This is a genomic window from Pseudomonas sp. MM213, assembly GCF_020423045.1.
GTDB lineage: Bacteria > Pseudomonadota > Gammaproteobacteria > Pseudomonadales > Pseudomonadaceae > Aquipseudomonas > Aquipseudomonas migulae.
Map to the genome: position 1 here is coordinate 6696891 of NZ_CP081943.1, position 15059 is coordinate 6711949.

General features: G+C 58.3%; 8 protein-coding genes, 1 other RNA gene and 1 pseudogene. 8 read left to right on the forward strand and 2 right to left on the reverse strand.

Annotation, left to right across the window (positions count from 1 at the left end; all coding sequences use genetic code 11):
* Position 1 precedes the first annotated feature (1 nt).
* The 8 genes from smc to K5R88_RS30505 all read left to right on the forward strand — a co-directional run bounded on the left by smc (position 2) and on the right by K5R88_RS30505 (position 12927).
* Complete coding sequence (gene smc / locus K5R88_RS30470) at positions 2–3490, forward strand: chromosome segregation protein SMC (protein ID WP_192226246.1); 3489 nt, start codon at positions 2–4, stop codon at positions 3488–3490.
* Positions 3491–3748: 258 nt separating this feature from the next.
* Positions 3749–4603, forward strand: coding sequence for a cell division protein ZipA (gene zipA, locus K5R88_RS30475; RefSeq protein WP_008027358.1), 855 nt, complete (start codon positions 3749–3751; stop codon positions 4601–4603).
* 174 nt (positions 4604–4777) lie between these two features.
* Complete coding sequence (gene ligA / locus K5R88_RS30480; protein ID WP_226298884.1) at positions 4778–7135, forward strand: NAD-dependent DNA ligase LigA; 2358 nt, start codon at positions 4778–4780, stop codon at positions 7133–7135.
* A gap of 172 nt (positions 7136–7307) precedes the next feature.
* A complete protein-coding gene (locus K5R88_RS30485) occupies positions 7308–8471 on the forward strand; it encodes a zinc-binding metallopeptidase family protein (RefSeq protein ID WP_226298885.1) in 1164 nt (387 codons plus the stop codon).
* A gap of 202 nt (positions 8472–8673) precedes the next feature.
* An RNA gene (ffs, locus tag K5R88_RS30490) (signal recognition particle sRNA small type) lies at positions 8674–8770 on the forward strand.
* 80 nt (positions 8771–8850) lie between these two features.
* Positions 8851–10257: a site-specific integrase gene (locus K5R88_RS30495; RefSeq protein WP_226298886.1), complete on the forward strand. Its 1407-nt coding sequence runs from the start codon at positions 8851–8853 to the stop codon at positions 10255–10257.
* Between the two features lie 302 nt (positions 10258–10559).
* On the forward strand, positions 10560–10925 hold the full coding sequence (locus K5R88_RS30500; protein ID WP_150631649.1) for a hypothetical protein: 366 nt from the start codon (positions 10560–10562) through the stop codon (positions 10923–10925).
* Between the two features lie 40 nt (positions 10926–10965).
* Positions 10966–12927, forward strand: a complete 1962-nt coding sequence (locus K5R88_RS30505) for a hypothetical protein (protein WP_226298887.1) — start codon at positions 10966–10968, stop codon at positions 12925–12927.
* A 160-nt stretch (positions 12928–13087) separates the two neighbouring features.
* Here K5R88_RS30505 and K5R88_RS30510 read toward each other — a convergent pair.
* Together K5R88_RS30510 and K5R88_RS30515 are read right to left on the reverse strand one after the other, a co-directional pair.
* Positions 13088–13618, reverse strand: a pseudogene (locus tag K5R88_RS30510) (ribonuclease H family protein).
* A 291-nt stretch (positions 13619–13909) separates the two neighbouring features.
* Positions 13910–14707, reverse strand: coding sequence for a hypothetical protein (locus tag K5R88_RS30515; protein WP_226298888.1), 798 nt, complete (start codon positions 14705–14707; stop codon positions 13910–13912).
* Between the last annotated feature and the right edge of the window lie 352 nt (positions 14708–15059).

Here is a 15059-nt window from a genome sequence, read left to right on the forward strand (position 1 = left end):
CGTGCGGCTCAAGTGCATCAAGCTGGCGGGGTTCAAATCCTTCGTCGATCCGACCACGGTGAACTTCCCCAGTAACATGGCGGCGGTGGTCGGGCCCAATGGCTGCGGCAAATCGAACATCATCGACGCCGTGCGCTGGGTGATGGGCGAGAGCTCGGCCAAGAACTTGCGCGGCGAGTCGATGACCGACGTCATCTTCAACGGTTCGACCAGCCGTAAACCGGTGAGCCAGGCCAGCATCGAGCTGGTGTTCGACAACACCGACGGCACCCTGCTTGGCGAATACGCCGCCTATGCGGAAATTTCCATTCGCCGCAAAGTGACCCGCGACAGCCAGACCACCTATTACCTCAACGGCACCAAGTGCCGTCGCCGCGATATCACCGACATCTTCCTCGGTACCGGCCTGGGCCCGCGCAGCTACTCGATCATCGAGCAGGGGATGATCTCCAAGCTGATCGAGTCCAAGCCCGAAGACTTGCGCAACTTCATTGAAGAAGCGGCGGGCATCTCCAAGTACAAGGAGCGCCGGCGCGAGACCGAAAACCGCATTCGTCGCACCCACGAAAACCTGGAGCGCCTGACGGACCTGCGCGAAGAGCTGACGCGTCAGCTTGAACGCCTGCATCGCCAGGCGGAAGCGGCCAAGAAGTATCAGGAATACAAGGGCGAGGAGCGTCAGCTCAAGGCGCAACTGTCGGCCCTGCGCTGGCAGGCCTTGAACGAACAGGTCGGCCAGCGCGAAGCGATCATTGGCACCCAGGAAGTCACGTTCGAAGCGCTGGTGGCCGAGCAGCGCAACGCCGACGCGAGCATCGAACGCTTTCGCGACGGGCACCATGACCTGTCGGAGCGCTTCAATCTGGTGCAGGGGCGTTTCTATTCGGTCGGTGGCGACATCGCCCGGGTCGAGCAGAGCATCCAGCACGGTCAGCAACGCCTGCGTCAGCTGCAAGACGATCTGAAAGAAGCCGAGCGCGCGCGTCTGGAAACCGAATCTCACCTGGGTCACGACCGCACGTTGCTGCTGACCCTCGGCGAAGAGCTGGACATGCTCACGCCGGAGCAGGAAGTCACCAGCGCCGCCGCTGAAGAAGCCGCCGCGGCGCTGGAAGAATCCGAAACCACCATGCACGGCTGGCAGGAGCAGTGGGACACGTTCAACCTGACCGCCGCCGAACCGCGTCGCCAGTCCGAAGTCCAGCAGTCGCGCATCCAGCAGCTGGAAACCAGCATGGAGCGTTTGGCTGATCGCCAGAAGCGCCTCGGCGAAGAACGCGCCTTGCTTTCGGCGGACCCGGAAGACGCGGCGATCATGGAGCTCAGCGAGCAACTGGCCGCTTCAGAAGCCACGCTCGAAGACTTGCAGGCCAGTGAAGAAGCGCAGGTCGAGCGACTTGAGCAACTGCGTCAGGAATTGCAGCAAGCGTTGTCGGCGCAGCAACAGGCGCAGGGCGATTTGCAGCGTCTCAACGGGCGTCTCGCCTCGCTTGAAGCCTTGCAGCAAGCCGCGCTCGACCCGGGCACCGGCACCGCTGAATGGTTGCGCGAACAACACTTGGCGGACCGTCCACGCCTGGCCGAAGGCCTCAAGGTTGAAGCCGGTTGGGAGCTGGCGGTGGAAACCGTGCTCGGTGCCGATCTGCAAGCGGTGCTGGTGGATGATTTCGGCGGCTTCGATCTGGCCGGTTTTGCCCAAGGCGATTTGCGATTGCTCAGCCCCGCCAGCGATGGCGTGCGCGTGCCCGGCAGCTTGCTCGACAAGGTCGAGGCGCAGATCGATCTGTCGCCGTGGCTGGGGCAGGTCAAGCCGGTTGAAAACCTCGAACAGGCCTTGGCATTGCGCAGTCAGTTGAGCGCCGGTCAGAGCCTGATCAGCCGCGATGGATACTGGGTCGGCCGGCACTTTTTACGGGTGCGCCGCGCCAGCGAAGCGGAAAGTGGCGTGCTGGCTCGCGGTCAGGAAATCCAGCGTCTGAGCAGCGAACGCGAAGAGCGTGAGGCCACGGTCGAAACCCTCGAAACCCAACTTCAGAACCTGCGGGCGCAACAGCGTCAGCAGGAAAACGGTCGCGAACATTTGCGCCGTTTGCTGCAGGACGAAGCGCGTCAGCAAGGCGAACTGAAAGCCCAGTTGTCTGCCGGCAAAGCCAAGGTCGAGCAGTTGACCTTGCGCCGTACGCGGCTCGATGAAGAACTCACCGAGCTGGCCGAGCAGCGTGCGCTGGAACACGAAAACATCGGCGAAGCACGTCTGCAATTGCAGGAAGCTCTCGACGCCATGGCGTTGGACACCGAGCAGCGTGAGCTGCTGCTGGCCCAGCGCGACAGCCTGCGCGAGCGCCTTGACCGCGTGCGTCAGGAAGCCCGGCAGCACAAGGATCACGCGCATCAATTGGCGGTGCGCCTGGGTTCGCTCAAGGCGCAACACGACTCGACGCGTCAGGCGCTGGAGCGGCTGGAAATGCAGTCCGAGCGTCTCACCGAAAAACGCGAACAGCTCAGCCTCAATCTGGAGGAGGGCGAGGCGCCGCTGGAAGAGCTGCGCCTGAAGCTCGAAGAGTTGCTCGACAAGCGCATGACTGTCGACGAAGAACTCAAGACCGCACAGATTGCCCTCGAAGACGCCGACCGCGAATTGCGTGACGCCGAAAAACGCCGCCATCAGGCCGAGCAGCAATCGCAGTTGATTCGTGGCCAGATGGAAACCCAGCGCATGGAATGGCAAGCCCTGACCGTGCGCCGCAAGACCCTGGAAGATCAGTTGCTGGAAGACGGTTACGACCTGCACGGCGTACTCGCCACGCTGACCACCGAAGCCAGCGAGAAGGACGCCGAAGAAGAACTCGAACGCATTGCCGCACGTATTCAGCGCCTCGGCGCGATCAACCTCGCGGCCATCGACGAATATCAGCAACAATCCGAGCGTAAACGTTATCTGGATGCGCAGAACGACGATCTGGTCGAAGCGCTGGACACCCTCGAGAACGTGATCCGCAAGATCGACAAGGAAACCCGCAACCGCTTCAAGGATACCTTTGATCAGATCAATGGCGGTTTACAGGCGCTTTTCCCAAAAGTTTTCGGTGGAGGGCGCGCGTATTTGGAACTGACGGGCGAAGATCTACTCGATACAGGGGTGACGATCATGGCGCAGCCGCCCGGAAAGAAGAACAGCACCATCCATTTGCTCTCCGGTGGCGAAAAAGCCCTGACCGCATTGGCCCTGGTTTTTGCGATCTTCAAGTTGAATCCGGCGCCGTTCTGCATGCTCGATGAAGTTGACGCGCCGCTGGATGACGCTAACGTTGGACGCTACGCCCGGCTGGTGAAAGAGATGTCGCAGACGGTGCAGTTCATCTATATCACCCACAACAAGATCGCCATGGAAATGGCCGATCAATTGATGGGGGTGACGATGCACGAACCGGGTTGCTCGCGTCTGGTGGCAGTGGATGTCGAGGAGGCGATGGCGATGGTGGATGCCTGAGTCGGCGTCTGTAGGTTGAGTATTTTTTGTCCGTAGGACTTATTTACCTTCCTCTACTTGCTGGCTAATCGACATATTCGCGCAAGCCATTGTGACAGACGGTGTAAAGTTGCCTTTGGTCGTGCTAGTTTAATGTCAATTTTTCGTATACGTGGGCAAAACGCCTGTCAGAACATAGAGTTGGCGCCACGTTTTAAAGCGGTTTACGAGTTGTAAACCCCTTATTTTTCAGCATTTTTTATAGAGGCACGGGATTACATGGAAATCGGTCTGCGCGAGTGGCTGATCGTCATCGGCATTATTGTCATTGCCGGTATTCTTTTCGATGGCTGGCGCCGTATGCGCGGCGGCAAGGGAAAACTGAAGTTCCGTCTTGATCGAAGTCTGTCCAATTTGCCGGACGAGGACACCAGCGCCGAGCTATTGGGCCCGCCGCGCGTTCTGGATACCCACAAAGAACCGCAACTGGACGAGCACGATCTGCCGTCGGTGAGCATGCCTGCCCGTGAGCCCCGTGAGTCGGGTTCCAAGCGCGGCAAGCGTGGCCATGGCGAGCCGTCGCAAGGCGATATGAACCTCAGCCTGGACCTGGACGGCGGCCCGAGCTTCAGCAGTCGTGACGACGATTTCCCGGTTGATGCCAAGTCTTCGCCTTCGGTCAGCGACAAAGAACAACCGCAAGCCGAAGAGGTGCTGGTGATCAGCGTGATCTGCCGCGACGCCGCTGGCTTCAAAGGCCCGGCGCTGTTGCAGAACATCCTCGAAAGCGGTCTGCGCTTCGGCGAGATGGACATTTTCCACCGTCACGAAAGCATGGCTGGCAACGGCGAAGTCCTGTTCTCCATGGCCAATGCGGTCAAGCCGGGCGTCTTCGATCTGGACGACATCGACCACTTCAGCACACCGGCCGTGAGCTTCTTCCTCGGCCTGCCAGGCCCGCGTCATCCGAAGCAGGCCTTCGACGTGATGGTGGCTGCGGCGCGCAAACTGTCCCAGGAGCTGAACGGCGAACTGAAAGACGACCAGCGCAGCGTACTGACCGCGCAGACGATCGAGCATTACCGTCAGCGCATCGTCGAATTCGAACGCCGCGCCCTGACTCAGAAGCGCTGATATTAGAACGGTGTGGATGATCGTGCCGCGACGTCCACACCCTGTAGGAGCCAGGCTTGCCGGCGAAGGCGATTTCAAATACGCCTTCGCCGGCAAGCCTGGCTCCTACATGAATCTGCGCCGCATCAACATTGAGCAGCCTCGGCTGCTCTTTTGCTTTATGAGAGAACACCCATGACCGCCGCCAAAACCCGCATTCTAGAGCTGCGCGCTGAGCTGGATCAGCACAACTATCGCTACCACGTGATGGACGAGCCGAGCATTCCGGACGCCGAATACGACCGGTTGTTCCATGAGCTCAAGGCCCTCGAAGCAGCCAACCCTGACCTCATCACCAGCGACTCGCCAACCCAGCGCGTCGGCAGCGCGGCGCTGTCGGCGTTCACCCAGGTGCGTCACGAAGTGCCGATGCTCAGCCTCGGCAACGCCTTCGAAGAAACCGACATGCGCGAGTTCGATCGTCGGGTGACTGAAGGCCTCGACCTGCCAGCCGGCGACTTGTTTGGCGGCGGGGCGGCGGTGGAGTACAGCTGCGAACCGAAGCTCGATGGCCTGGCGGTCAGCCTGCTTTATCAGGACGGTGTGTTGGTGCGCGGCGCAACGCGTGGTGACGGCACCACCGGTGAAGACATCAGTGTCAACGTACGCACCGTGCGTAATATTCCGCTCAAACTGCAAGGCACCGGCTGGCCGGCGACCCTGGAAGTGCGCGGCGAAGTGTTCATGTCCAAGGCCGGTTTCGAACGGCTCAACGCCACGCAGCTGGAAGTCGGCGGCAAGACCTTCGCCAACCCGCGCAACGCGGCGGCGGGCAGCTTGCGGCAGCTGGATTCGAAGATCACTGCCAACCGTCCGCTGGAATTCTGCTGCTACGGCATCGGCCAGGTTTCGGCGGAGATTGCCGGCACTCACATCGGCAATCTGAAGCAGCTTCAGGCATGGGGCATGCCGATCAGTCGCGAGCTGAAACTGGCACACGGCATCGATGAATGCCTGGATTACTACCGCGACATCGGTGAGCGCCGCAACAGCCTCGCCTATGAAATCGACGGCGTGGTGTTCAAGGTCAACAGCATCGCCTCCCAACGTGAATTGGGCTTCCGCGCCCGCGAACCGCGCTGGGCGATTGCCCATAAATTCCCGGCGATGGAAGAACTCACCGAATTGCTCGACGTGGAATTCCAGGTCGGGCGAACCGGTGCCGTAACGCCGGTGGCGCGCTTGAAACCGGTCAAGGTGGCGGGCGTCACCGTGGCCAACGCGACGCTGCACAACATGGACGAAGTGGCGCGTCTGGGGCTGATGATCGGCGACACCGTGATCATCCGCCGCGCGGGCGACGTGATTCCGCAGGTGGTGCAAGTGGTCATGGAGCGCCGCCCGGAAAACGCACGGCCAGTGCAGATTCCTGAACAGTGCCCGGTGTGCGGTTCGCATGTCGAACGCACACAATTGGTCAAGCGCAGCAAGGGGCGCGAGACCATCAGCGAGGGCGCGGTGTATCGCTGTGTCGGTCGCCTGGCCTGCGGTGCGCAACTCAAGCAGGCGATCATTCACTTCGTTTCCCGTCGAGCGATGGACATCGAAGGTTTGGGCGAGAAGAGCGTCGAGCAGTTGGTGGACGAAGGCCTGGTGAGTTCGCCGGCCGATCTGTACGCCCTGACGTTCGAGCAAATCGTCGATCTCGAAGGCTTTGCCGAGCTGTCGAGCAAGAACCTGCTCAGCGCCATCGAAGACAGCAAAAAGCCGGGCCTGGCGCGCTTCATCTACGCCCTCGGCATTCCCGATGTCGGCGAAGAGACGGCCAAGGTGCTGGCACGCTCCCTCGGCTCGCTGGAGCGGGTTCAGCAGGCGTTGCCGCAAGTGCTCACGTACTTGCCGGATGTCGGTCTGGAAGTGGCTCACGAGATTCACAGCTTCTTCGAAGATGCGCATAACCAGCAGGTGATCGCCGATCTGCTCAAGCATGGCCTGCAGATTCAGGATCAGGGCGAGTTGGGCGCCGAGTTTGCGGCGAGCACCACGCTGGGCGGTTTCCTCGACAAGCTGCACATTCCTTCGGTCGGGCCGGGCGGGGCGCAGAAGCTGGCGGAAAAATTCGGTTCGCTGGAAGGTGTGTTTTCTGCTGACTGGCTGGATATGCGCCAGGCCTTGCCAGAGAAACAGGCCAATTCGGTTCGCGAGTTCTTTGCCATCGCCGAAAATCGTCAGATCGCTGAGGCCGCTGAAAAGCAGCTACGCGATTTCGGCATGCATTGGCAGAGCGAGAAGAAGGTCGTCGAAGGCTTGCCGCTGGCAGGGCAGACCTGGGTGTTGACCGGTTCGCTGGAATTGATGAGCCGCGATGTTGCCAAGGACAAGCTCGAAAGCCTCGGCGCCAAAGTGGCCGGTTCAGTGTCGGCCAAGACCCATTGCGTGGTGGCCGGGCCGGGTGCCGGTTCGAAGTTGGCCAAGGCCAATGAGCTGGGGTTGAAGGTGCTGGATGAAGAGGCGTTTGTCGCGTTTTTGAGTGCACACGGTATTTCTGTGTGATGCCAATCGCGAGCAGGCTCGCTCCCACATTTGACCGCATTCCTACTGGAAGAACGCGGTTACCTGTAGGAGCGAGCCTGCTCGCGAAGGCGATATTCGCCATCACGCAAAATCCGGGAACGATCGACAACCAATCATGATCTAGTCTTGGCAAGCCCAGGGAGAGATCGCCATGCACCGCTTCTTCGAACAGCTCAGTTCACGCATCGCCGCGCCTTTCATTGGCGAAAGCTCGCGCAACAGCAAGGTCTGGCATTGTCGCTGCGGGCAGTCGCTGTTCTTTCGCAACAGCCAGTGCCTGGCCTGTTCGGCGGCCTTGGGTTATCAGCCTGAACAGAGTCGCTTATCGTCGTTACAGCCCGCTTCGCAAGCCGACACCTGGACTCTCGATGCCGACCCCGGCGCGGGTATCTTCCGGCGCTGCGCCAATCTCGACACCCCGGCCGCCTGCAACTGGCTGTTGCCGGCCAATGATCACGAAACCTTGTGCATCGCCTGTAACCTGAATCACACCATTCCTGATTTATCGCTTCCCGAGAATCACGACCGCTGGCGCAAGGTCGAAATCGCCAAGCGTCGTCTGGTCGCGCAACTGGTCAGCCTGGGTTTGCAGGTCATCCCCAAAACCGTGGACGAAGAGAGCGGGCTGGCCTTCGATTTCATTGGTGTCGACCTCGAAGGCAAGCCGCCGACCACGGGCCATGCCAACGGCCTGATCACCCTCGATATCAAAGAAGCCGACGACGCGCACCGCGAGCAGGTGCGGGTGCAGATGCACGAACCGTATCGCACGTTGCTCGGGCACTTCCGTCATGAGGTCGGGCACTATTATTGGGACCGGCTGATCGCCAACAGCCAGTGGCTGGAACCGTTTCGCGACGTGTTCGGCGACGAGCGCGCAAGTTACGCCGAGGCGCTCGACCGGCATTACCAGCAAGGCGCGCCGCTCGACTGGCAGCAACATTTCGTCAGCGCCTACGCCACCATGCATCCCTGGGAAGACTGGGCCGAAACCTGGGCGCATTACCTGCACATGATGGACGCGGTGGACACCGCCCTCGGCTTCGGCATGAGTGCGCGGGAAATGGATTTCGACTACCAGCCATTCCCGTCCAGCACCCTCTATGATCCGCAGCATCCCGGCGGCGCGGCGTTCCTGTCATTCGTCAATGCGTGGATCGAACTCGCCGGCATGCTCAACGAACTGTCGCGCAGCATGGGCCAGCCGGATTTCTACCCGTTCGTATTGCCGCCGGCGGTGATTGCCAAGTTGCACTTCATTCATCTGGTGATCCAGCAGGAGGGCGGCAGGGCGGATGAGGTGTTGGCGCAGTAAAATCAAAAGATCGCAGCCTTCGGCAGCTCCTACATGAATGGGCGTACACCTGTAGGAGCTGCCGAAGGCTGCGATCTTTTAAGGCGCGCCGCATGTCCTTGAAGTCGCTCATATTTTTTAATCCGCCCGAACGGTTGTAACTTCGCCTCAGATAGGTACAATGGCGCGGCTCGCCGTCAGGTGAGCGTCGTTATGGTGACCCCATCGGTCCCCCCGCAACGATTACCCGTGAACCTGGTCAGATCCGGAAGGAAGCAGCCACAGCGGGAACATTGTGTGCCGGGGTGTGGCTGGTGGGGTTGCCTCCAGTTACCTAAGTAGCTGATTCTTAAAGGTTTTTCACCCTTTGCCACGTGGTGGTACAAGGAGTGATACATCCGTGTCGAACATCCCGTCCTACCTAATGTTGTCCCGCCACTCGGTCTATTACTTCCGAATCGTGGTGCCGGATGTCATTCGTCCGTTACTCCCCCAAAGAGAAATCCGCCGCTCCCTGCAGACACGCTGCAAGAGGGAGGCGTTGATTCGTGGGCGTGACATTCTGGCTCAGGTACAAGGTCTCTTTACGCAAGCGTTCCAGGGCATCAGACCATCGCTTGAGTTCATTCGCGGGGCGTGGGAAGCAGGGGGCAAGCGCCTTGCCTGTTGGGCGTCATGGTTGCGTCAGCAGCAATTGGTCGGTACGGCTATGCCTTCGCCTCAAGTCTCTCTGGAGCGGTCCCCAGTAGGCGTTCAGGCCGTTCCGGCTGCACCTTCCGTGATAGCAACAATGCCTGTTCAGCAATCGCCAGGCTTCCTTGTCGTGGTCGACGAGCAACTGATTCAGCAGCGGCGGGAAGGTGTTTCGGTCAAGTCGTTGGACGACAAGCGTGCGGTCGCGGTGCTACTGACCCGAATCATTGGCGACATGCCCATCGACCAGATAACCCGGAAGGATGCCCACCTGTTCCGGGAGACTGCGTTGAAGCTTCCCCCGCGCCTGCACCAGTTGCCCGACCAGCCCCTTGAACAGTCGATTGCGGAGGCGACGACCACCATCAGCGTGACGACCTTCAACAACTACGTGAAGAGCTTGACGACGTTCTTTTCGTATGCGGTGAGGGAGGGTTATTGCAGCCGCAATCCGTTCGATGGCCTACGTGTACGTATACGGCGCAAGGTGAGCGAGGAGCGAAGCGCTTTCAGTGCTGATGACCTGAAGGCGTTGTTTAACACTGCCACGTATGCGCCGGCTCATGGTCGTAAGCCAAATCAATACTGGCTGCCCCTCCTGGGGCTCTACACGGGGGCCAGGCTCAATGAACTGTGTCAGCTTTACACTGACGACGTGGTTACCATCGACGGCATTGCCTGCATCCACATACGGGCTACAAGGCCGGACCAGAAGCTTAAGACGACCTCATCCGAACGACTTGTACCGATACATTCCAGGCTCCTTGCGTTGGGTTTCCTGGAATACGTAACGAAGGTTAAGGCGACGGGGAGCGAGCGTGTCTTTCCGGAGCTGACCTGCCATAAGAAGCATGGCTACAGTGCAGCTCCGTCGAAGTGGTTCACCAGGGTGCGTGAACAATTGGGATTCCGTGGCGATGTCGCGAAGAAGGACTTTCATAGTTTCCGCCATTCATTGGCTGACCACCTGAAACAAAAGGGCGTCGCTGAGTCACTGGTCGGCGGCGTGCTGGGACATCAAACGGGAGGCATCACGTTTGGTCGATATGGTAAAGACTTCAGACCGGACGTATTGGCACCTGTAATGGAATTGGTGACCCTTGAGTCGTTCTAGAGTGTGCTTGGCTGAAATATCTATTGCTCGACGGTAGGGGGGAGGGCGGTGACCAGCTTTCAGAATGGCGACCTTGGAGTACACCTCCTGGTTATACGTCCCATCGAACAGGACGCCCTTGAACTTGGCGTATAGTGCTATGGGGTTGGGCGGGCTGTTCGAAATGACGGTCAACGGGTTTCAAGGGCAGGTCGATGCGATAGGGGCTGAGTTGATGGGCGAACATGGAACATACGTTGTAGGTGTGTCGGGCACACTGGGTGGTTATCACGTACAGCTTGACGTTAACGGAAGTGCCAGGAATGGGTGACTCAAACGGGGAAAAGTTTGCGCAATGGATGGTGGCCGAAACTATGGCGGAGCATTTGGAACCGGTACTTAAGCACCATGATGTCAAATGGCGCGGGTATGGGATCATCTATATCGACCATCAGCACTACAACATCAACACCGCGAACCAGGTACTCGTGGACTTGAGTATCAGTCTCGGTGCACCCATTCAATTGGTGCGCTCCAGGTTGGTTGAATTGGGTTGGCTTAACGACGTCCGCAGCGCTTTGCCCATCCAGAATGATGTCACGCGAGTAGTTGAAAGGTTGGCGTCGCGGGCACTGGATGCTCAAGAGGAGGATGACCCTGAGATGAACGAAGAGTATGGCCGGGATTGATCTTGTGATGTGTCCTGTTCTTACTTGGCTATGAGGTTTTATGCACCCGGAACATTTTGATTTATCTGGCCCTGTGTTCTTGCCCATTACGGACGAAACCTGCGCAAGCTTGTTGGCTACCGATGGTGAAAATGCGCTTAGCGTCTTGACGGATCCGGAGTTGGCGGCGGTGTTGGTCATTCAGAATCTGGCTCAAGCAGCAGAGAAAGACCTTAATGCTGGTGCGGCAGAGACAATTTTGTCCAAGCTCATTGCGTGGTCCGTCGATTCCCGACAGTCAGCGGCTATAGGGTTGTTGTCAGAAGCACGGCGGTTGTTCGATCCACGGAAGTTGTACTTCGGTCTAAACGCCGTCAAAGGTTTGAATCTGCGCTTTCTTCTAGCCGATGAAGTATCGGCGCGGGATTACCTGCTGCCAGATGGTAGGTGGGATGTCGCGTACAAGGTCCGCCATCGTAGAAGTAACGACCCATTCAGCGAACAGGTGGTTACACCTAGACACCGCGAGCGTTGGTTGAGCGCTGCACAAGACAAGTTGGTCAGGATCTTCCGCGCGAATCTGGACGAAGACCTGCATGTTCAGGGTTACGCGGGGATAGGCAAGAGCCACATGCTTGGTGCCTTGATGGAATATCTGCGGCCGGAAAAAACATTGTTGCTGGCGCACACGCCTGGAAAACTGGAGGCCCTTCGTGAGCGCATGGGAGGGACGCGTGATAGGAAAGCAGGCTGGACGTTCGGGAGCTTTGCGCAGGGGCTGCTGCACGGCGCCAGGACTCAACCCGCAATTACGCCGGTCAGGATCCCAGGCAGGCAGACGCTGGCGCAGGACCTGAATATTCTTGGTTTTCGTAGCCACGATGCGCAAGCGACCGTTGATGTTTGCCTCAAGGTGATCGAGCGCTTTTCCCGCTCCAGGGGGCACAGTCTGTCGGCCAAGCATCTGCCTCATTTCAAGCAACCCTTGTCCAGCCTAGATGCCAGGGTGCTTCTTGAGTATTCGAGCCGGCTGTGGGGCTACCTTGAGGCAAACCCAGGCTGGGGCAGCCAGACCGGGTTCGAGGCATTGTTAATGATAAAACGTGCGAGCCTGGCGGGCTGCATGGTGCCCGCTCGCTATACGCATGTACTCATTGACGAAAGTCAGGACGTTCCCGAGTCGCTTTTGCAGATTATCGAGCGGGGGCGTCAGGTGCTGATAACTCTGGGGGACGAGTATCAGCAAGCTAGCGGTGTGCAGGTCCAAAGAAAGCGTGAGGTGCGGCAAAGTAATGTCAGCTACTCCGTGCGCTCAGGTCGCAATGTCGAGCGACTGCTCAACCCCTTGATTTCCCTGCATTCTCAGAAGAGTAAGATTCCCTTCGAAGGCGCTCGTAATGCTGATGTTGGTATCGAAATATATCCGGAGCGCTTCGTGCCGCCTGAAGGTTGTGTGGTGCTGACTGCGTCCCCTTGGGACACGGCGAAGTGGGCCATTCAACTGCACGATTCCAACTGCGCGTTCAGTTTGTCGGACAAAAAGGCGCAGGACGATCTCAGGCATTTCATGAGCACTGCTATCGCATTGTTCAAGCCGGACTTCTACAGTCCCGAACACAGCGAAATGGGACCGCATCCGTACTTCAGCGACATGCCCGACTGGCAACAGGTGCGTGACGCGAACCTGTTCGATGAGTCGTTTCTATGGGTGGAGGCCGAGCTGGAAAAAGGCTTTAAGGTTTCCGATTTGACCCGATTGAACAGGATGGTCGGCCGGTCTGGTAAGCGCTGCATGTTGATGAAGGCAGAAGAGGCGGGGGGGATGGAGTTTGACCGGGTGCTGCTGACGCCTGAGTTGCTCACCAACGTGAAGTTCAAGGATGCCTATGAGTTCGATCAGAGGATTTGTGCCGTGTACATCGCAATCTCTCGCGCAAAGCAGCAGCTTTACGTTCCTTACGATGTGGTCGAATGGATCGAGTATCACAATTATCAGGGATTCCGCGAGTCGCATGGCTACTGATTGAATTCATCCTACGGCCTCCTCGGTTTGCTCGTGACGACTTCGCAATCTTTTGGATGGCGTTGTTGAAGCCCTTCAGGATGCCTTCGACGGTGCGGGTGATGAAGGCCTGAAAACTCCAGGGGGGCGAAGACACAAGGCCCTGAATCCCCCTGGACGGTTACGTTGTCTTGGCAGTCCTGGTCAACTCCGAAATGTATTCGCCACTGGATCCCCGAATAGCGAGTGCATCAGCGCGCGCGTTGCCGGCATCACCGTTGTGACCACGGACCCACTCGAAAGCGATATCCCGCTCCCGCATGGCTTGATCTATTAGTTCCCATAGGTCGCGATGTTCGACTGGTTTCTTGTCCTACTTTCTCCAGCCCTTAGCCTTCCAGCCCGGAAGCCATTCCATCGCTCCTTTAACAACGTACTGGATGTCGGAAACGATAGTGATAGCAACCCCCGGCTTGCATCGGCGGAGCGCCATCAATGGTGCCAGCAGTTCGGCTCGACCATTGGTCTGAGGTTGGTTAGCAGGGACTGGACCAGCTAGCTCCAAGGTATCGCCATGCGGGTTGGTGAGGTAGGCGCCCCAACCGGCTTTGCCGTTGCTCGGGCAAGCGCCGTCGACGTAGATGGTGTACGTGGTCATGCATTGATTTCCTGATGGAGAGGGTTTATCGGGGGGGACGGAGCGGTTGCTCATTGCTGGGTGTGGATTTGCATGGAAAAGGAGGAAAGGAGGAGAGGGCTGCACCGGGCCACTTCAACGTATATATAAAAGAGGGCTGCACCGGGCCACTTCAACGTATATATAAAAGGGGGGCGCACCGGGCCACTGAGTGACTGAGTGACTGAGTGACTGAGTGACAAGGCACAAGGGCGACCGTGGTAGCTGGCAGTAGCGAAGCTGCTGTCAGGTGTCCGACGAGGTCGACCAACAAGGAAGGGGTCTCAAATAATTATTTTTAGTAGTTGAATCACTAACCATATCTCCCTAAGTCGGTCGTGATTGTTGGTCAGGCTCCATGGACCCATGCAGCAGCTTCGCTACTGCCTGGCTCGCGCCTGCCCTGGATGGCTTAAATGCAGAGAGCATCAATTTCGTCGTCGGATATGAGTTCTGTCTGATAGCTAATGACACTGATGTTGGCCCCAGCCTTGACTGCAGCGCTTCCGCGGCAGCCATGTTTCGCTCGCACCGCCTCTCCACAGGTTCTTTTGTTGCTTGTTTAATCGCAATGCAGATGAGTTCTTCATATACCCTGGCAGTCGATGATTCGGGATAAGCGCTGCAGAACTCTAAGACTATTTCACTTATTCGATCCTGGAGGTGGCTCGCATGTTCCAGCAATGTTTTGAACGCAGTGATAGGTGTTTGTCGGGGCATCCACTCAGGAATGAAAAGGGGAGGTAGGTAGAGAGCCTGAGTCTCTCGTGATTTTTTCTTCAGGTACGATAATTGTCCATCCGACATGTTCAGCTCGCTGCTTCCGTCGTTTTTGTTTCGTCGAAACCCAAAGTGGGCGGCCAGAATGGACGATAGCTCTGAGTTCTTCACACCCTGTGGTCTGATGCTAAGTGCGTGTATAGCTTTCGCTGCGGCGGCCTTTGTTAACCTTTCTGGTTCGTCGCTGAAAGGGTTGTCGTCGGCCGTCTCAATTGTCCCCACTTTAGCGATTTGCCTTCGACTCAAGCCTGTTTCTCTATGGACTGCTCGCTGGGTCATTCCTGAGGCCAGTAGGGTTCTTATTCTTGTGGTTTCGTCGTTGGTGAGTGTCTTTTCTTCGACCACGGTCTACCTCGCCCGCACGACTGGGCCGAGGGCGCACCAGTAAGGCACCTCTCTATCAGGCTGAAGCAGGTCGAGCATGTCAGCTTCGGTCCACGTTAGGCCGCTAACCAGGGCCAGCTCCAGGGCTTCCGCGAGCCGTGTGTCGCGCCCTTTCCGTTTGCTGATAGCAGTAGCTAAACGGCTTAGTCGGTCGAGGTGATCTTTGCGTAGGTGCAGGTTGAGGCGCACCAGGGGGGATGGTTGTTTCATGGGATGGATGTCCGGTGATAGCAAACGCAAACACCCCGCCGTGGTTGCCCAGGCAGGGTCGTTAGGTCGCAGGGAATGGGATGGTCATGCGCAGCCTGGCGGG